We start from the raw sequence: 16,896 nt of genomic DNA on the forward strand, positions 1-16,896 counted from the left end.
TGCATCGCGCAGCCAAATCCGTACAATGGCAGCGTTCAGAATGGGCTGTAGCCGTGATGGCACAACGCCTTGCGGCGATTGACCCGTGACCGACTCTTGAACGCGCCCCGGGGCGCAGGAATAGACGCGTTTTGAAGAATTCCACGACCAGAGCCCAGACACCTGTCTGGCGCCAGCAATTGCATTATCGCCTCAAGGAAGGTGCGTTGATCGCGCTGGGCGCCGTCTGTCTCTATCTGTGGATGGCGCTGCTCACCTATGACTCCTCGGACCCCGGCTGGACCCACAATAGCGACGTCGAGCAGGTGCAGAACGCGGCGGGTCGGCTGGGCGCCTGGTTCGCCGACATACTGTTCATGGCGCTGGGTTACTTCGCCTATGTCTTCCCCTTGCTGCTGGCGATCAAGACCTTGCAGGTCTTTCGTCATCGCCATGAGCCTATCGACTGGAGCGGCTGGCTGTTTTCCTGGCGCCTGATCGGCCTGGTCTTCCTGGTGCTCTCCGGTGCCGCGCTCGCGGATATCCATTTTCAGGATCACTCCGGATTGCCTGCCTCCGCCGGTGGCGCCCTGGGGGAAAGCCTCAGCCACCTGGCGGTCAACGCTCTGAACGTACAAGGCAGCACACTGCTGTTTTTCGCGCTGTTCCTGTTCGGTCTCACCGTGTTCACCGACCTGTCCTGGTTCAAGGTCATGGACCTGACCGGCAAGATCACGCTGGACCTGTTCGAGCTGATCCAAAGCCTCGTCAATCGTTGGTGGTCCGCCCGCGTCGAACGCAAGCAACTGGTCGCCAAGCTTCGCGAGGTTGATGACCGGGTCAGCGAGGTGGTGGCGCCTGCCGTGGCCGATCGTCGCGAGCAGGCCAAGGCCAAGGAGCGCCTGATCGAACGCGAAGAGTCCCTGGCTCGGCACATGACCGAGCGCGAGAAGCGCCAGGCCCCCACCATCGCGCCGCCGCCTCCGCCCAAGCCCGCCGAACCGAGCAAACGGGTTCAGAAGGAGAAGCAGGCCCCTCTGTTTATCGATACCGCGGTGGAAGGCACGCTGCCGCCGATCTCCCTGCTGGATGCCGCCGAAAAGAAGCAGAAGAGCTTCTCTCCCGAGTCGCTTGAGGCGATGTCCCGCCTCCTTGAGATCAAACTGAAAGAGTTTGGCGTCGAAGTCCTGGTGGAGTCCGTGCACCCGGGTCCCGTCATCACGCGCTTCGAGATTCAGCCTGCGGCAGGCGTGAAGGTTAGTCGCATTTCCAACCTGGCGAAGGACTTGGCGCGTTCCCTGGCGGTAATCAGTGTGCGTGTGGTCGAGGTGATTCCCGGCAAGACTACCGTGGGCATCGAGATTCCCAACGAAGACCGGCAGATCGTGCGCTTCTCCGAGGTGCTGTCGTCCTCCGAGTACGACGATGCGAAGTCTCCGGTGACTCTGGCGCTCGGCCACGACATCGGCGGACGGCCCGTCATCGCCGACCTGGCGAAGATGCCCCACCTGCTGGTGGCGGGTACCACGGGCTCTGGTAAGTCGGTGGGCGTGAACGCGATGATCCTGTCGATTCTCTTCAAGTCCACGCCGGAACAGGCGCGGATGATCATGATCGACCCGAAGATGCTGGAACTTTCGATCTACGAGGGTATTCCGCACCTACTTTGCCCTGTGGTCACCGATATGAAGGAGGCGGCCAACGCCCTCCGCTGGAGCGTTGCCGAGATGGAGCGACGCTACAAGCTGATGGCGGCCATGGGTGTGCGCAACCTGGCGGGATTCAATCGCAAGGTGAAGGATGCCGAGGAGGCTGGTACGCCGCTGACCGACCCGCTCTACCGGCGCGAAAGCATGGAGGACGAGGCACCCTTGCTGAAGAGCCTGCCAACGATCGTGGTGGTGGTGGACGAGTTCGCCGACATGATGATGATCGTCGGCAAGAAGGTGGAAGAACTGATCGCCCGTATCGCCCAGAAGGCCCGGGCCGCCGGCATCCACCTGATCCTGGCCACCCAGCGGCCCTCGGTGGACGTCATCACCGGCCTGATCAAGGCCAACATCCCGACGCGAATGGCCTTCCAGGTCTCCAGCAAGATCGACTCGCGTACCATTCTCGATCAAGGTGGCGCCGAGCAGCTGTTGGGCCACGGCGACATGCTTTACCTGCCTCCGGGCACCGGTCTGCCGATTCGTGTGCATGGCGCCTTCGTCTCCGACGACGAGGTGCATCGCGTGGTGGAAGCCTGGAAGCTGCGGGGCGCTCCGGATTACATCGAAGACATCCTCGCGGGTGTCGAAGAAGGTGGAGGCGGGGCTGGCAGTTTCGACGGTGGCGAGGGTGGCAGTGAAGGCAGCGAGGACGATCCGCTTTACGACGAGGCTGTCCGCTTTGTCACCGAGAGTCGTCGTGCTTCTATCTCCGCGGTGCAGCGCAAGCTGAAGATCGGTTATAACCGCGCCGCGCGCATGATCGAGGCGATGGAGATAGCCGGCGTGGTAAGCCCTATGAACGGTAACGGTTCGCGCGAGGTGATCGCGCCCGCGCCGATACGCGATTGACTGATCCCAAACGGATTCTTGAAGAGGATTTCCATGCGACTGATCCGCATGCTTCTGGTGGCGGTGCTCGGCATCTCCGCCCTGCAGGCCCAGGCTGATGACAAGGCGGCAGTCGGCCGCCTGACTGAAATGCTGAACAAGGCCCAAACCATCACGGGACGCTTCTCCCAGCTGACCCTGGATGGATCCGGCACTCAATTGCAGGAGACTTCAGGTGAGCTTTCCCTGAAGCGTCCCGGACTTTTCCGCTGGCACACTGACGCCCCCATGGAGCAGTTGCTGGTGTCCGATGGCCAGAAAGTCTGGCTGTATGACCCGGACCTGGAGCAGGTCACTATCCAAACCTTGGATCAGCGCCTCACCCATACCCCTGCGCTCCTGTTGTCGGGTGATGTGTCGAAGATCGCCGAGAACTTCGAGATCACTCACAAGGAGGGTGGGGACGTCGTGGACTTCATCCTCAAGCCGAAGGCCAAGGACACGCTGTTCGACACGCTGCGCCTGTCCTTCCGCAATGGCGTGATCAATGACATGCAGCTGATCGACAGTGTTGGCCAGCGCACTAATATCCTGTTCCTCGGGGTGAAGATGAACCAGGCCATCGATGCCGCCCAGTTCAGCTTCAAGATCCCTGAAGGCGCCGACGTCATCCAGGAATAAACCCGCTTTCCATGGACCTCTTCCGCTCCGAGCCCATCGCCCAGCCCCTGGCGGCGCGCCTTCGTGCCGCCAGCCTCGATGAGTACGTCGGGCAGGATCACCTGCTGGCGCCTGGCAAGCCGCTGCGAGAAGCCCTGGAGCAGGGCGCACTGCACTCCATGATCTTCTGGGGGCCCCCGGGAGTGGGCAAGACCACCCTGGCCAAGCTGCTGGCCCAGGTGACCGACGCCCATTTCGAGACCATTTCCGCCGTGTTGTCCGGGGTGAAGGAAATCCGCCAGTCGGTGGAAGTGGCCAAGCAGCAGGCAGGGCAGTACGGTCGGCGCACCATCCTCTTCGTCGATGAGGTTCATCGCTTCAACAAGTCCCAGCAGGATGCCTTCCTCCCCTATGTGGAGGACGGGACCCTGATCTTCATCGGTGCTACTACCGAGAATCCGTCGTTCGAGCTGAACAACGCACTGCTCTCCCGGGCTCGGGTCTACGTTCTGAAAAGCCTGGACGAGTCCGCACTGCGCAAGTTGGTAAACCGTGCGCTTACCGAAGACAAGGGGTTGGGGAGACGCAACCTGAGCCTTCCGGAAGAGAGCTTCTCGATCCTGATGTCGGCGGCCGATGGCGACGGCCGACGGCTGCTGAACCTGCTGGAGAACGCTGCGGACCTCGCCGAAGACGGTGGCGAACTCAGTGCCGGCCTGCTGCAGAACCTCCTGGGGGACAGCCGTCGTCGATTCGATAAAGGGGGGGAGGCCTTCTACGACCAGATCTCCGCCTTGCACAAATCGGTGCGCGGCTCGGACCCCGACGCCGCGCTCTACTGGTTCGCGCGAATGCTGGACGGTGGCTGCGACCCGCTCTACCTGGCGCGCCGTGTGGTGCGCATGGCCAGCGAGGATATCGGCAACGCGGATCCCCGGGCGTTGAGCTTGTGCCTGGCAGCCTGGGATGTGCAGGAGCGCCTGGGTAGTCCTGAGGGTGAGTTGGCCGTGGCCCAGGCGATCACTTATCTGGCCTGTGCGCCCAAGAGCAACGCCGTATACATGGCCTTCAAAGCGGCCATGGCCGATGCCGCCGCCAATGGCTCCCTCGAGGTGCCACTGCACTTGCGCAATGCTCCGACCAAACTGATGAAGCAACTGGGCTATGGCGAGGAGTATCGCTATGCCCACGACGAGCCGGATGCCTATGCGGCTGGGGAGGACTACTTCCCCGAAGGTATGGAGCCGCGACGCTACTACGATCCCGTACCTCGCGGTCTCGAACTGAAGATCCGTGACAAGTTGCAGCACCTGGACAACCTGGACCGCAACAGCGCTTGGCAGCGGAGAAAGTCATGATCGGATTGATTCTCTCCGTTTCCATCGGAGGCGCAGCAGGAACCCTGTTGCGATTCGGCACCGGCAATCTGGTGGCCACCTACTGGCCACGCCATTTCTACGCCGGTACCCTTGCAGTGAACATCGTTGGCTGCCTGTTGATTGGCTACCTCTATGGCTTGTTCCTGCTTCGGCCCGATATTCCGGTGGAGGTGCGATCAGGCCTGGTGGTAGGTTTCCTTGGCGGGCTGACGACCTTTTCATCCTTTTCCCTCGACACGCTGCGCCTGCTGGAAAGCGGTCAATTGCCACTGGCTCTTGGCTATGCGTCGCTGAGCGTGCTGGGTGGCCTGCTCGCCACCTGGGCAGGACTGATACTGACGAAAATCTGAGAGACGAGAACCTGACATGCTCGACGCCAAACTGGTCCGCACCCAACCTCGGGAAATAGCGGAACGCCTTGCCACTCGTGGCTTCGAATTGGACGTGGCGCGCCTGGAGTCGCTGGAAAACCAGCGCAAGTCCGTGCAGACCCGCACCGAACAGTTGCAGGCCGAACGCAACGCCCGTTCCAAGTCCATCGGCCAGGCCAAGCAGCGTGGTGAGGACATTTCACCGCTGCTGGCCGACGTCGACCGCATGGGCACTGAACTGGAAGAGGGCAAGCGCGAACTGGAAAGCATCCAGGCCGAGTTGGACAACCTGCTGCTCAATATCCCGAACCTGCCACACGAGTCCGTTCCGGTGGGCGCGGACGAAGAGGGCAATGTGGAAGTTCGCCGCTGGGGCACTCCGCGTCGCTTCGACTTCGAGGTCAAGGATCATGTGGCGCTGGGTGAACAGCACGGCTGGCTGGACTTCGAGACCGCCGCCAAGCTTTCCGGCGCGCGCTTCGCGCTGCTGCGCGGCCCCATCGCCAGGCTACACCGAGCACTGGCCCAGTTCATGATCAACCTGCATGTGACCGACCACGGCTACGAAGAGGCCTACACGCCCTATCTGGTCCAGGCGCCGGCCCTGCAGGGCACCGGCCAGCTACCCAAGTTCGAGGAAGACCTGTTCAAGATCTCCCGTGAGAACGAGGCGGATTTCTACCTGATCCCCACCGCCGAGGTGTCGCTGACCAACATCGTGGCGGGCGAGATCGTCGACGCCAAGCAGCTGCCCATCAAGTTCGTCGCCCACACGCCCTGCTTCCGCAGCGAAGCCGGGGCATCCGGCCGCGATACCCGCGGCATGATTCGCCAGCACCAGTTCGACAAGGTGGAGATGGTGCAGATTGTCGAGCCATCCAAATCCTTCGAGGCCCTCGAAGCCATGACCGGCAACGCTGAGCGTGTCCTCCAGTTGCTGGAGCTGCCGTATCGCGTCCTGGCGCTGTGCACTGGCGACATGGGTTTTTCCGCTACCAAGACCTACGACCTCGAGGTCTGGGTGCCCAGCCAGGACAAGTTCCGCGAGATTTCCTCCTGCTCCAACTGCGGCGATTTCCAGGCCCGTCGCATGCAGGCTCGCTACCGTAATCCGGAAACCGGCAAGCCCGAGCTGGTTCACACCCTGAACGGCTCCGGTCTGGCCGTGGGCCGTACCCTGGTGGCGGTGCTGGAAAACTACCAGCAGGCCGATGGCAGCATCCGTGTGCCCGAGGTGCTGAAGCCCTATATGGGCGGCCTCGACGTCATCGGCTGATTGAGCTGGAGCCCCGCACAGACCGGGCTCGGGAAGGTCCACCGCCCGCGACGCAGTTCAGCTGCACGCGGGCGGTGGCCGTTGACGCTGTCAATCTCACTTCGTAATTGCTAGAAGGCGCTGCTATGGATTTCCTCCCGCTGTTCCACAATCTTCAAGGGCGCCTGGTGCTTGTGGTGGGCGGAGGCGAGGTGGCGTTGCGCAAGTCTCGGTTGCTGGCTGACGCCGGTGCCCGGCTACGGGTGGTGGCGCCCGAGATCGATGCCCAGTTGCTCGAGATGGTCAAGCGTAGCGGGGGAGAGTCCCATCTGCGTGGGTATGCTGGGGAGGATCTGCAAGGTTGCCAACTGGTGATCGCGGCCTGTGATGACGAAGTTGTGAATGCTCAAGTATCGGTCGATGCCCAAGCCAGGGGGCTTCCTGTCAATGTTGTCGATGCGCCGAAGCTTTGTAGTGTGATTTTCCCTGCCATCGTCGACCGCTCGCCGTTGATCGTCGCGGTGTCCAGCGCGGGTGAGGCTCCCGTGCTGGCACGGCTGATCCGCGCCAAGATCGAGACCTGGATACCCGCGGCCTATGGCCAGTTGGCCGGTTTGGCGAAGAAGTTCCGCCACCAGGTAAAGGCGCTGCTGCCGGACGTTCAACAGCGCCGGGTGTTCTGGGAGGAGGTCTTTCAGGGGCCGGTCGCGGAGCGAATGCTTGCTGGGCAGGCGGGTGAAGCCGAACGGCTGCTGGCTGAGCGGGTGGCGGGTGGCGCCCCCAAGGCCCTGGGCGAGGTGTACCTCGTGGGAGCGGGGCCCGGCGACCCCGATCTCCTGACCTTCAGGGCCCTGCGCCTGATGCAGCAGGCCGATGTGGTGCTCTATGACCGCCTGGTGGCTCCCGCCATCATCGAACTGTGCCGCCGGGATGCTGAGCGCATCTATGTGGGTAAGCGCCGGGCGGATCATGCCTTGCCGCAGCACGAGATCAATCGCCTGCTCATCGAGCTGGCCAAGGGCGGCAAGCGGGTTCTGCGCCTGAAGGGCGGGGACCCCTTCATCTTCGGTCGCGGTGGCGAGGAGATCGAAGAGCTGGCCGCCCATGGCATTCCCTTCCAGGTGGTCCCAGGCATCACGGCCGCATCCGGCTGCTCCGCCTATGCCGGTATTCCATTGACGCATCGGGACTATGCCCAGTCGGTGCGCTTCGTCACCGGACATCTGAAGGATGGCAGCTGTGAGCTGCCCTGGGGGGACCTGACCGCCCCCGGACAGACACTCGTGTTCTACATGGGATTGGTAGGGCTCCCGTTCATATGCGAGCAACTGATCCGGCATGGACGTGCGGCCGATACGCCTGCGGCACTGGTTCAGCAGGGCACCACCAGCAGCCAGCGGGTATTCACCGGGACCCTGGCCAACCTGTCGCAAATGGTGGCGGAGCATGAGGTCCATGCGCCCACCCTGGTGATAGTGGGCGAGGTGGTGACTCTGCGTGACAAACTGGCCTGGTTCGAAGGGGCTCAAGCGAGCGTTTGAGTCGCTTTAGTTGGCGTTGTCGGCCAGTCTCGGCCCGCTGATCGATGGCGCTGTGCATGCACGTGGTAGCCGCTGCCGATCAGTTCGATGCCTGGCGCGCGTCCCAGCGCCGACGAGCCTCAGCGAAGGCCTCCTCGCGCTCGATCCCGAGCCCACGCAAGGCAAGGGCCATGGTGGCGACGATGGCAAGTTGGCCATAGTCGTCCTGAGCCTCGCCGCGCCAGACCCTGACCAGCTGGCCCGCGTCGAGGCTTTCCGGCTTAACGTGCCGGAGTGCCGAAAGGGCCGGCCACTCTTCATCCCAGGCTTCGCCCGCTGTGGTGCCATAGAGGTGGCTCGTGGCATCGGGGTTCACCTCGATTTCGCCGCCTTCTCCCTTGATGACGATGGTGTGGTCCCCCAGCAACTGACTGGCTTCCCGATGCACCGACTGGTAACCCGGGTGAAAGATGCTCTGAAGCCCGCAGCGGGCGCCCAGGGGATTGAGGATGCGGGCCAGCGAGTGAATGGGCGAGCGCAGACCCAAGGTATTGCGCAGGTCGATCATGCGCTGTAGTTGGGGCGCCCAGGCACCGAGTGGAATGAACGCCAGCTGGCGAGCGTCGAGCGAAGCGGCAACCCGCTCCCAGTCCTGGCAGAGTGGGATATCCAACAGGTCCAGCATCTGCTCAGTGTAGAGGCGGCCCGCAGTGTGGGCGCCGCCTCCGTGAAGCAGGATGCGCACGCCGCTGTTTGCCAGGGCCTTCGCGGCCAGCAGGTACCAGGGTAGATGGCGTTTCTTGCCTGCATAAGTCGGCCAGTCCAGATCGACGGTGATCGCGGGGGCCTGATTGCGTTCGCGGAACGCCTCCGTGAATCCGGCCAGTTCTTCGGCGTTTTCCTCCTTGTGCCGTAGCAGCATGAGGAACGCCCCGAGCTGGGTCTCTTCGACCTGCCCATCGAGAAGCATGCCCATGGCTTGGCGTGCCTCCTCGCGGGTCAGGTTGCGTGCGCCACGCTTGCCCTTGCCGAGAATTCGGACGAATTGGGCGAAGGGGTGTTCCGAGGGAGTCACGAGGTTCATAGGCAATTGGTCGGCTTCGGCAGGCCCGCCAGCTTGGCGGCCAGCTTTGCCGGCGCGCCCTTGAACAGGCGATTGAGATGCAGGCTGTTGCCCTTGTCCGGGCCCAGTTTCTGTGCGACGTACTTCACCAGCGGACGGTTTGCCGGCGACAGCTGGAATTCGGTGTAGAAATCTCGGAGCAATTCGAGGATTTCCCAGTGTTCGGGCAGCAGCTCCAATTGTTCGCGGGCGGCCAGCGCCTCGGCCACGACAGGACTCCAGTCAGTCAGTTGTTGCAGGTAACCGTCCTCGTCCAAGGGGATGCTGCGGCCTTCGATCAGAATCTCGCTCATAGCCAGCTGTTCACCTTGTCGAAGTGGCAGCAGAGCTCAACGAAGGCGGGGTAGTCCAGCGGCTGGACGCGCTGCGGTATGTCCGTCAGGTTGCGAGCATCGACATCCTCTGTCAGCGCGAACATGACGACAGTGTCTGGTGTGAGCTCCAGGGCCTGGCGCGCGACGTTACCCGCTTGCAACGCATAGGTCGCGTCGCCGGTAAGCAGCAGTCCATCCTGAGGGCCGAGCAGGCGCAGACAACTGCTCAGGCGGCTGTCGGCGAAGGGCGAGTGGGAAAGGATATGCAGGGTGGCCATCAGAGGGTGATCACTTGGTCATAGCGGTCGATAAGGGCTGTAAGGGCGCTGTCGTCCAGCACATCTACGGGTAGGTTGAGTGTGCTGGAGTCCAGGCCGCGTTCCTGCAAGCTGCGCGAGGACGCATAGAGCGATTCGACGCCAAAGAGCGGCAGGGCCTGGAGGTTAGCGGTGAGGTCCTTCTGCTGGAGCGACCCCGGTCGCTGCGTAGGAAGCAATTGGAAGACGCCGTCGTCGAGAAAAAGCATGGCCAATGGCAGGTCGAAAGCCCCGCCGGCCAGGGCGATATCCAGAGCTTCACGGGCGGCAGGGCCGGACCAGGGAGCCTGGCGGCTGATGATCAGCATGGATTTCATGTCAGTTGCCTCCAAAACTGACCAGGCGATCGGCCATTTGAGCCGCTTCGTGCAATTGGCCAAGGCCGGATAGCTCCCAATCCAGCGCCAGATTGGCGGACGGCCGACCATAGCGCTGGGCTTCTTCCTGGTTCAGGACACCACGCCGCAAGGCGGCGGCGATGCAGACGACCCCGTCGAGCTGGTGCTGGCGGACGAAGTTACTCCACTCGGCGGAGATATTCGGTTCGTCCTGGGGCGGGACGACATTGGCCGAGGCGCTGTATACGCCGTCCTGGTAGAAGAACAGCCTGACGATTTCATGCCCACCGGCAAGGCACGCCTCGGCAAAGCGGAGGGCGCGCCGGGACGCAGGGGCGTGGGGCGGAGCGAAGAGGGCGATGGCGAATTTCATGGTCGCTCGGGCGAATGGAAAACACCGGGAATGATAAGGCCAGAAGCTCCGGTTTGTCCGTCCAGGCAGAAAAAAGCCCGCCGAAGCGGGCTCATTCGAGGCGTGATTGGCGGTTGATCAATCGTCGCTGCCCATAACGCCAATCAGTTGCAGCAGGCTGATGAACAGGTTGTAGATCGACACGTACAGGCTGATCGTGGCCATGATGTAGTTGCGCTCACCGCCGTGGATGATCGCACTGGTCTGATAGAGAATGCAGACCGAGGAGAACACCACGAAGCCGGCGCTGATGGCCAATTGCAGACCGCTGATGTTGAAAAAGAAACTGGCCAGCATGGCGCCAATCAGGACGAAGAATCCGGCGGTGATGAATCCACCCAGAAAGCTCATGTCCTTGCGCGTGGTCAGTACGTAGGCGGAGAGGCCAAAGAACACCAGCGCGGTCATGGCAAAGGCTGAACTCACAACCTCGCCACCGTTTGGAAGGTCGAGATAACGGTTGAGGATCGGGCCGAGCGTGTAACCCATGAAGCCGGTCAAGGCAAAGGTGGAGACCAGGCCCCAGCCTGAATCACGCAATTTGACGGTGAGGAAGAACAGTCCGTAAAAGCCGATCAGTACCACGAAGATGCTGGGATAGGGTACGCGCAACTGCTGTGCGAAATAGGCAACCAGCCCGCTGAAGGCGAGGGTCAGCGCCAGCAGTCCATAGGTGTTGCGCAGGACCCGGCTGACTTCCAGCTGTTCGGCCTGCGTTGTATTGATGGCGTAGTTCTGTTCGTTCATCGCGACACTCCCGAGAATGGTCTCCGTGACCTTGGTCAGTGATGGATATTAACAGAGGCTTCCTGGCGGCCAATTGCAAGAGTTTGACAGCGTGTTGCGTTCCGGTACTATGGCGCCCCGCGCAAGCGCTGGTACTTCTTTGAGTGTCCTCGCGCATTGCATTCGGAAGTGTGGCCGAGTGGTTTAAGGCAGCGGTCTTGAAAACCGCCGAATCGAAAGGTTCCGTGAGTTCGAATCTCACCGCTTCCGCCATATAAGTGCTTGTTTTTAAAGGAAAAAGTTCTCAAAAATCGCCAAATGGGAGCGATTTGGGAACATTTTGGGAACAAGCGGGTGCTGGGGGCCTTCTCGAAAGAGGGGCCCCCAGTGTCGTTTTAGAGGTCCAGTGCGCGGTTCAGCATGCCCACGATGTCGGGGCCGTCCTGGCTGATGAATTTTGCGTAGTGCCTGAACACCATGGCCGTGGACGTGTGGCCCAGCTGGTCGGCGATCCACTCAGGCGAGGCGACGCCGCTGCTGAGGATCTGGCTGGCGAAGGTGTGGCGGCACTGGTTGGGGCCGCGGTAGCGGACCTTGGCCTTGTTCAGGTGAGTCTTCCACCAGCCGTTACGCAGGTTGTCCGAGGTCGAATAGGGCTGGCCGGTCCCGCCGTTGTGGAACACGAATCGTACGCTTTGGCGGCGGACAGTGCGGTTGTCGCGGTCGGTCACTTCAATCTGCACCGGTGCCAGGTCCCTGGTCAGCATGGCTTGGGCCTCGAGGGCGCGCAGGGCCGGTGCCAGCAGCTTCACTTCGCGGGTCGAGCGACGGGTTTTGGTGACCTTGTAGCGGCTGCGTACTCTCGCCCTGCGGAACAGCACCGTGCCGGCCTTGAGGTCGACGTCTTCCCAGGCCAGGGAAATCGCCTCCGAAACCCGGGGGCCGCTCCAGATCATGAACTGGATCAGGTTCAGTTCCTGGGGCCTATGGGTCTCGGTGCCCAGGATCAGGTCGATTTCTTCCCGCGTAAACGGGTCGGGGTCGTCCGAGTCCGGCAGGGTCACGACGATGCCGTCGGTTGGATCATGGGCGGATCGGTTGCGTGTGCGGTACAGGCGAAAGATCTGCCGCACGATGCTCAGAATCTCCCGCACGGTCTTGTTATGGAGCTTTGGCATCAGGGTGCCTTGCAGCCATTCCTGCAGGTCCAGGTGGTCGATCTGGTCGGCATGCACAGGCCCCCAGCGCGGACGGATGTGGTGCTCGATGCGGCTCTCGTGGCTGCGAATGCCGGAGGCCGACATCTGGTTGCGCTTGATGCCCAGCCAGAGGTCGATGTAGTGGCCGAAGGTGTTGGTCTGGATCTTCGGGGAGTTGGGGAAGTGCCGGGCATAGCTGAAGGTGCCGGCCTCGATCTCGTAGTTGATGACGCCGACTATGCGTTCGGCGTTGGCGATGTTCTCCGGTGTCGCGGGGCCGGGGATAGCCTCCCGGCACAGCTCGCCCTGGTACCGGAAGTAGATTCGGACGCTGTTGCCGCGAACCTCGACGCCTTCTGGCATGGCCTTCTCAATCCTCTTCCGTGGAAGTGCCCGTAGCACCGGGGGAATGCGCGTCCGAGATTGTGCCCGGCGCTAGTGGCCTGGTCGGCTTCGCTGCGGTTGCGCGTGCTTGTCGGCGCGGATGAGTTGCGCCAGAGCATTGCGTGATGATCGCCAATCACTGGGCGTGCTGCTACTGAACACCGGTGGCCGGCCGGGCTTCCTGAAACACAGGTGACCCCCTCGAGTCCGGGAAATGCTCCAGTGCTCCCGGTTGGCGTATTGCGCCAGTTGCTGCAACGCCTTGCCGCAGCGGCGACCGCAGAGATGCGCCAGTTCGCTCATGGTTCTCCCTCCTTGAGGGCTAGGCAACTCCCGAGTTGCGGAACATCCAGCACTTCACCGTCCCCGGCCTGCCCAGCATCGGGTTGCGCTGCGCCTGATAGCTGCGCACGGCGCTGTCCACGGCCTTGCTGGGGGTCAGGAACTTGCGGGAGCGGCTGTTGCGCAGCACCTCGCGCAGGGTGGCCACGTCGGCCAGTTGCTGGCGGTGCTCGCTGGCGCGCTGGATGAACTCGTTGAGGTTGATGGCGATGAGTTCCGGGTTCTTGCTGTGGTTCACCACCGGGCCGTCGTCCAGGCTCTCCAGGTACTCGAACACCTCCCAGAACTCCGCTACGGCCGGGTGATCGGCGCTGATGGCGGACTGGCGCTCCAGGGCCATGGCGGCGAGGTAGAGGCGGGTTTCGTTGACCTGGTGCTCGCTGAGTTTCACCACCAGCCGCAGGCAATCCAGTCCGGCCAGGAGCTGAGCGTGGTTCTTGATGATGCGCTCTACGCGGATCTGCCCCCGCACCCGGTTGCCGCAGTGGCTGCAGGCGGCCTTCTCGTCGCGGGGGTCGAACGCCTGCCCGCAGGCGAAGCAATGGCTGTGCATGCGCCGCAGGCGCGCGTCGTGCGCCTGCAGGCACTCGGCGAAGCGTTCCAGCACCTGCGCCTCGTGCTTCACGGCACGCAGCAGGAAGTGGCTGAGCTTCTCGCCGTCCAGTGCGCTGAGGTTTTCCGCTGCCGTCTTGCTCTCGTCGGTCACCCTGGGGCGAACGAAGTGCAGTTTGCAGATACGCGTGAGGATCGCCTCCGAGGCGCTTACCGGAGCGTTCTGGCTGATGACGATGGTGCCGCGAAAGGGCGGCTCGTAGGTTTCGTTGCCAGCCGTCTTCATGCCCCGGGTACGCAGCGTGCCACCCCCGTAGAAGTCCTTCAGTTCGTCCCAGTCGAACGACTTCAGGTGCAGCCGGTCCGGCTCGCTGCGGTCGGCCTCGATCAGTACCACCGGCATGCCGGCGACCTGACCCATCAGGCGGGAGCGGCCCGCGACAGAGGATTTCGACGGGTCGAAGCCCTCGTAACCGGGTCGGCCGAGCAGCTTCCAGAGGAACATGAGCAAGGTGGATTTCCCCGCGCCGGCCTCGCCCGTCATTTCCAGGAAGGGGAAGGACTGCCAGCGGGCGCGGATCTGCTCGGCGAACAGCGAGGTGAAGAAGAAGGTCAGCCCGACCAGCCCCTGGGCGCCGAAGCAGGTCCAGAGCAGGGGCAGCCACGCCTCGTCGTAGCGTTTCGAATCCCGCTGCGGGCGGATGACGATGGATTTCTGCAGGGATTTCAGGCGCAGCTTTCCGAACTCGAAGAAGTCCTCCGCGTTCACCTGGTTCACCACGCCATTGCGCACGGCCACGTCGCCGAACAGGTAGCAGCCGTGCTCCTTGCTGTAGCCCACGTAGTCGATGGTCTCTACGGTTTTCAGGCTGTAGAGCTGGTCTTTCATGATCTTGTCGAGCTGCTGGCCGCTGCCGGTGAACACCGCGCCGGCGGCCATGCTCAGCAGGCGCTTCTTGAACTCGCTGGCTGCTGCCACCTGGGCACCGGTGAAGGTGTTCTTCACGCTTGGCCCGTCGTGGGGAAAGTCCACGCGGAAGTAGTACCAGGACTCGTCCGTGATCTCGTTGCGCTGGAAGTACAGGGCCTGCGGGTAGCAGTTGGCGATTTCCGTCACGCAGCCGGATTGGCGCAGGGCCTTCTCGCGCACCTGTCGATCATTCAGCAACTGGTCGTCCTGGTGGTCGCTGTTCTCCAGCGCCTGAACGGCCTTGTTGTACTTGTCCAGGTCCAGCTTGAACCAGTACAGGCGCCGCTCGAAGCCGAAGTGGAACTCCTGGCGCTCCCGCCATTCGTACATCAGCAGCGCCTTCTCCGAGGCGCTTTCAGCCAGCAGCAACGCCCCGTGATGGCGAGCCTCCCTGATGGCGCGCTCCCGCAGCTCGGCGCGCCTGCTCTCGTCTCCCTCGAAGCACCAGCGCTGGTGCAGGTCGTTCCAGTCCAGCTTGCGGCTGTCGGGCTGGGGTATCTGCGCCGCCTCGCAGCTGTATCCCAGCTCCCGCGCCTGCTTCACCCAGCGGCGGGTGTAGCGGTGCGCGCCGGGTTCGTTGTCCAGGGCCCAGACGAGCCTGGGCAGCTTGCCGCCCCGGTTGCGCGCCAGGGCCTTGAGGGATTCCTCGGGAAAGGCGTTGGACGAAAGCGCTGCCACCGCCGAAATGCCGTGATGCACCAGGGCGATGGCATCGAAGATGCCTTCGACGATCCACAGCTCCTGGACCTCGAACAGGTCCACGCAGGGCGGACACCACCACGCGCCCTTGTAGCTGTCCCCGGGCTTGAAGCGCGCTTTCTGCTTGCCGAAACGGTGAGGGCGGTCGATCAGCCGTTCCCAGTAGCCGCCTTTCTCCAGGGCGAAGCGCACCGTGGCCGACCCTTCACCCAGCTCCCGTGACCAGTAGTTCTCCTGGCTGAACCAGCCCTCGATCAGCTCCAGCCGAAAACCCCGGGCAAACTCCAGATAGGCCCGTGCGGTGGCGCTGGGCTGCTGCTCGGTTGCCGGAGCGCGGGCGCTCCAGTCGTCGAACAGGTCTTCATAGAGCTCCTTGACGTGCCACTGCTGGCCGCACTTGCTCTCGCGCCCGCAGTGAACCGTCCAGGGCGAGTCCATGCGGCTGTACAGTTCCCGATGGCCACAGGCCGGACAGGCACCCTTGCGCATGTACAGCGTGCCTTTCACCGGCTGCAGGCCGTAGTCCGCCTGCAGCCGGCGCAGCAACTCCTCGCGCAGAACCTCTCTCATCAGTGCAGCTCCAGTTCCCTGACCGCGTGGCGTGCCGCCTGCAGGGTGCGGAACAGGGCCAGCAGTGCCGGGTGGTCATCGAGGATGCGCCGGGTGCGCAGGGGCGCCGGCACATAGCGGTAGCGATCGTCGAACCACTGCAGTTGCATCGAGTGCTCGTACTGCGCCACCAGGAAGCGGTGATAGGCCCTTACCTGCCGCGGTGTCAGCTCCAGGTCCAGCTTGATGGTGTGAGACATGCCAAGGTCCTCGTGCGGGCGTAGCTCGCCCAAACCCACGGCGTGGGTGAGGGCGGGACGGGTTCAGGAGTGGCCGGCGGGGGTGGCCGGGCGCTGGTCCAGCAGGCGCTGGGGCAACAGGCGGAGCGGTATGGGGAAGCGCAGGTTGGCGCGGGCATCCACCAGGTAGGCGATGGTGGCGTGCGGGTCCGCACACCAGTCGATGCCCAGCCACAGGGGCTCCGGCCGGCCGTGAAGCTCGTTCCAGGCCAGCTGGCTGACGCGCTGCGCCAGAAACAGCGGCACCTCCAGCCCGGTGGTGAGGTGGCGCACACAGTTGTCGAACAGCAGATCGGCGTCGCCCAGGTACTGCTCGCGGTGGCGACGCAGGTACGCCAGGGCGGCGTGCTGCATGCTGCTGCGGTAGTCGAGGGATTCCGGGGTCATGGTCAGGCCTCCATCAGTGAATCCAGCAGATCCAGTTGAGAGGTGGGGGTGGCGGACATCATCGCGGCCCGTCGCAGGGCCCTGTCCGCCAGGGGCAGCTGCACGGCCGGGTTGGCCATGCCGCTGGGGCTGAGTTCGTGGGTCATCTCGAACTCGGCGCGCACGCTCCAGCCGCAGGCTTCGTTGCAGCACTGCAGGTAGGCGATGCGCAGGAAAATGTGCGTGCCCTCGCTGGTGCGGATACGCATGCGACTGTGGCAGTGGGGGCAGACGAGCTTGTAGGTGCTCATGGAGCTAGCGGGCGGCGCCGTTGTCGTGGATGGACAAGGTCACCAGCGTGTTGGTGGCGCTCCGGGCCAGCAGGTCTTCCCCCCAGCGTTTGACGAACTCGGGCGGCAGGTCCATCGGAAGGCCGTCTTCCAGGCAGTGGGTGCGAAACCCGGCCTGATTCAGGCAGTGGGCGATGAGCAGCAGCGCCGCGTCCTGCTCCATGCCCCTGCCGCCGCTGATCTGGATTCGGAGGCCGCCGCCCTGGCGGGTTTGCGGCGATGGGTGATCGAGGTTCATGAGACACCCCCTTG

19 protein-coding genes and 1 tRNA gene are annotated in these 16,896 nt (G+C 63.3%); 7 read left to right on the forward strand and 13 right to left on the reverse strand.

Features of this window, described 5'->3' with window-relative positions; translation table 11 throughout:
• Positions 1-131 precede the first annotated feature (131 nt).
• The 6 genes from ftsK (at position 132) to cysG (ending at position 7,725) form a co-directional block, all read left to right on the forward strand.
• On the forward strand, positions 132-2,540 hold the full coding sequence (gene ftsK / locus KF707C_RS13495) for a DNA translocase FtsK (RefSeq protein ID WP_004421858.1): 2,409 nt from the start codon (positions 132-134) through the stop codon (positions 2,538-2,540).
• A 33-nt stretch (positions 2,541-2,573) separates the two neighbouring features.
• The gene (gene lolA, locus KF707C_RS13500; RefSeq protein ID WP_004421857.1) at positions 2,574-3,200 is read left to right on the forward strand and encodes an outer membrane lipoprotein chaperone LolA; all 627 of its coding nucleotides are present in this window, start codon (positions 2,574-2,576) and stop codon (positions 3,198-3,200) included.
• An 11-nt stretch (positions 3,201-3,211) separates the two neighbouring features.
• On the forward strand, positions 3,212-4,537 hold the full coding sequence (locus KF707C_RS13505; protein WP_004421856.1) for a replication-associated recombination protein A: 1,326 nt from the start codon (positions 3,212-3,214) through the stop codon (positions 4,535-4,537).
• Entirely contained in the window at positions 4,534-4,908 is a 375-nt protein-coding gene (gene crcB, locus KF707C_RS13510; protein WP_004421855.1) for a fluoride efflux transporter CrcB, read from the forward strand. Before KF707C_RS13505 ends, crcB begins: the two co-directional genes overlap by 4 nt.
• A 16-nt stretch (positions 4,909-4,924) precedes the next feature.
• Entirely contained in the window at positions 4,925-6,205 is a 1,281-nt protein-coding gene (gene serS / locus KF707C_RS13515; RefSeq protein ID WP_004421854.1) for a serine--tRNA ligase, read from the forward strand.
• A 125-nt stretch (positions 6,206-6,330) separates the two neighbouring features.
• The gene (gene cysG, locus KF707C_RS13520) at positions 6,331-7,725 is read left to right on the forward strand and encodes a siroheme synthase CysG (protein WP_004421853.1); all 1,395 of its coding nucleotides are present in this window, start codon (positions 6,331-6,333) and stop codon (positions 7,723-7,725) included.
• 79 nt (positions 7,726-7,804) lie between these two features.
• On the opposite strand, the gene KF707C_RS13525 is transcribed toward cysG, so the two are convergent.
• From KF707C_RS13525 to KF707C_RS13550, 6 genes are all read right to left on the reverse strand, one after another.
• Positions 7,805-8,788 (reverse strand): glycosyl transferase family protein, encoded by a 984-nt coding sequence (locus KF707C_RS13525; protein WP_036993004.1) that lies wholly within the window; start codon positions 8,786-8,788, stop codon positions 7,805-7,807.
• Complete coding sequence (locus tag KF707C_RS13530) at positions 8,785-9,120, reverse strand: TusE/DsrC/DsvC family sulfur relay protein (RefSeq protein ID WP_004421851.1); 336 nt, start codon at positions 9,118-9,120, stop codon at positions 8,785-8,787. The genes KF707C_RS13525 and KF707C_RS13530 overlap by 4 nt, the downstream gene beginning before the upstream one ends.
• Positions 9,117-9,419 (reverse strand): sulfurtransferase complex subunit TusB, encoded by a 303-nt coding sequence (tusB, locus tag KF707C_RS13535; RefSeq protein WP_004421850.1) that lies wholly within the window; start codon positions 9,417-9,419, stop codon positions 9,117-9,119. Before tusB ends, KF707C_RS13530 begins: the two co-directional genes overlap by 4 nt.
• Positions 9,419-9,775 (reverse strand): sulfurtransferase complex subunit TusC, encoded by a 357-nt coding sequence (gene tusC, locus KF707C_RS13540; protein ID WP_004421849.1) that lies wholly within the window; start codon positions 9,773-9,775, stop codon positions 9,419-9,421. The genes tusB and tusC overlap by 1 nt, the downstream gene beginning before the upstream one ends.
• 1 nt (position 9,776) lies before the next feature.
• Positions 9,777-10,169, reverse strand: a complete 393-nt coding sequence (tusD, locus tag KF707C_RS13545) for a sulfurtransferase complex subunit TusD (RefSeq protein ID WP_004421848.1) — start codon at positions 10,167-10,169, stop codon at positions 9,777-9,779.
• A 117-nt stretch (positions 10,170-10,286) separates the two neighbouring features.
• Positions 10,287-10,955, reverse strand: coding sequence for a Bax inhibitor-1/YccA family protein (locus KF707C_RS13550; protein ID WP_004421847.1), 669 nt, complete (start codon positions 10,953-10,955; stop codon positions 10,287-10,289).
• Between the two features lie 164 nt (positions 10,956-11,119).
• On the opposite strand from KF707C_RS13550, the gene KF707C_RS13555 reads away from it, so the two are divergent.
• Positions 11,120-11,207, forward strand: a tRNA-Ser gene (locus KF707C_RS13555).
• 122 nt (positions 11,208-11,329) lie between these two features.
• Here the strand turns inward: KF707C_RS13555 and KF707C_RS13560 are convergent.
• The 7 genes from KF707C_RS13560 to KF707C_RS13590 form a co-directional block, all read right to left on the reverse strand.
• Complete coding sequence (locus tag KF707C_RS13560; protein ID WP_004421846.1) at positions 11,330-12,496, reverse strand: Arm DNA-binding domain-containing protein; 1,167 nt, start codon at positions 12,494-12,496, stop codon at positions 11,330-11,332.
• 72 nt (positions 12,497-12,568) lie between these two features.
• Positions 12,569-12,820: a hypothetical protein gene (locus KF707C_RS13565; protein ID WP_036993001.1), complete on the reverse strand. Its 252-nt coding sequence runs from the start codon at positions 12,818-12,820 to the stop codon at positions 12,569-12,571.
• Positions 12,821-12,839: 19 nt separating this feature from the next.
• A complete protein-coding gene (locus KF707C_RS13570; protein ID WP_004421845.1) occupies positions 12,840-15,650 on the reverse strand; it encodes a toprim domain-containing protein in 2,811 nt (936 codons plus the stop codon).
• Positions 15,650-15,889, reverse strand: a complete 240-nt coding sequence (locus KF707C_RS13575; protein ID WP_004421844.1) for a hypothetical protein — start codon at positions 15,887-15,889, stop codon at positions 15,650-15,652. The genes KF707C_RS13570 and KF707C_RS13575 overlap by 1 nt, the downstream gene beginning before the upstream one ends.
• A gap of 63 nt (positions 15,890-15,952) precedes the next feature.
• Positions 15,953-16,315, reverse strand: a complete 363-nt coding sequence (locus KF707C_RS13580; protein ID WP_004421843.1) for a hypothetical protein — start codon at positions 16,313-16,315, stop codon at positions 15,953-15,955.
• A gap of 2 nt (positions 16,316-16,317) precedes the next feature.
• Positions 16,318-16,605: an ogr/Delta-like zinc finger family protein gene (locus KF707C_RS13585; RefSeq protein WP_004421841.1), complete on the reverse strand. Its 288-nt coding sequence runs from the start codon at positions 16,603-16,605 to the stop codon at positions 16,318-16,320.
• A 4-nt stretch (positions 16,606-16,609) separates the two neighbouring features.
• On the reverse strand, positions 16,610-16,882 hold the full coding sequence (locus tag KF707C_RS13590; RefSeq protein ID WP_004421839.1) for a hypothetical protein: 273 nt from the start codon (positions 16,880-16,882) through the stop codon (positions 16,610-16,612).
• Positions 16,883-16,896 lie beyond the last annotated feature (14 nt).

Source organism: Pseudomonas furukawaii (assembly GCF_002355475.1).
In the GTDB taxonomy this organism is placed as follows: domain Bacteria; phylum Pseudomonadota; class Gammaproteobacteria; order Pseudomonadales; family Pseudomonadaceae; genus Metapseudomonas; species Metapseudomonas furukawaii.

What these genes read in the sequence shown, in the direction of transcription:
- cysG (WP_004421853.1), top strand. Translation starts at nt 6,331, where the DNA reads ATGGATTTCCTCCCGCTGTTCCACAATCTTCAAGGGCGCCTGGTGCTT.
- tusD (WP_004421848.1), bottom strand. Translation starts at nt 10,169, where the DNA reads ATGAAATTCGCCATCGCCCTCTTCGCTCCGCCCCACGCCCCTGCGTCC.
- KF707C_RS13550 (WP_004421847.1), bottom strand. Translation starts at nt 10,955, where the DNA reads ATGAACGAACAGAACTACGCCATCAATACAACGCAGGCCGAACAGCTG.
- KF707C_RS13575 (WP_004421844.1), bottom strand. Translation starts at nt 15,889, where the DNA reads ATGTCTCACACCATCAAGCTGGACCTGGAGCTGACACCGCGGCAGGTA.
- KF707C_RS13590 (WP_004421839.1), bottom strand. Translation starts at nt 16,882, where the DNA reads ATGAACCTCGATCACCCATCGCCGCAAACCCGCCAGGGCGGCGGCCTC.
- KF707C_RS13505 (WP_004421856.1), top strand. Translation starts at nt 3,212, where the DNA reads ATGGACCTCTTCCGCTCCGAGCCCATCGCCCAGCCCCTGGCGGCGCGC.
- KF707C_RS13530 (WP_004421851.1), bottom strand. Translation starts at nt 9,120, where the DNA reads ATGAGCGAGATTCTGATCGAAGGCCGCAGCATCCCCTTGGACGAGGAC.
- KF707C_RS13580 (WP_004421843.1), bottom strand. Translation starts at nt 16,315, where the DNA reads ATGACCCCGGAATCCCTCGACTACCGCAGCAGCATGCAGCACGCCGCC.
- crcB (WP_004421855.1), top strand. Translation starts at nt 4,534, where the DNA reads ATGATCGGATTGATTCTCTCCGTTTCCATCGGAGGCGCAGCAGGAACC.
- tusB (WP_004421850.1), bottom strand. Translation starts at nt 9,419, where the DNA reads ATGGCCACCCTGCATATCCTTTCCCACTCGCCCTTCGCCGACAGCCGC.
- lolA (WP_004421857.1), top strand. Translation starts at nt 2,574, where the DNA reads ATGCGACTGATCCGCATGCTTCTGGTGGCGGTGCTCGGCATCTCCGCC.
- KF707C_RS13570 (WP_004421845.1), bottom strand. Translation starts at nt 15,650, where the DNA reads ATGAGAGAGGTTCTGCGCGAGGAGTTGCTGCGCCGGCTGCAGGCGGAC.
- KF707C_RS13560 (WP_004421846.1), bottom strand. Translation starts at nt 12,496, where the DNA reads ATGCCAGAAGGCGTCGAGGTTCGCGGCAACAGCGTCCGAATCTACTTC.
- KF707C_RS13585 (WP_004421841.1), bottom strand. Translation starts at nt 16,605, where the DNA reads ATGAGCACCTACAAGCTCGTCTGCCCCCACTGCCACAGTCGCATGCGT.
- tusC (WP_004421849.1), bottom strand. Translation starts at nt 9,775, where the DNA reads ATGAAATCCATGCTGATCATCAGCCGCCAGGCTCCCTGGTCCGGCCCT.
- serS (WP_004421854.1), top strand. Translation starts at nt 4,925, where the DNA reads ATGCTCGACGCCAAACTGGTCCGCACCCAACCTCGGGAAATAGCGGAA.
- KF707C_RS13565 (WP_036993001.1), bottom strand. Translation starts at nt 12,820, where the DNA reads ATGAGCGAACTGGCGCATCTCTGCGGTCGCCGCTGCGGCAAGGCGTTG.
- KF707C_RS13525 (WP_036993004.1), bottom strand. Translation starts at nt 8,788, where the DNA reads ATGAACCTCGTGACTCCCTCGGAACACCCCTTCGCCCAATTCGTCCGA.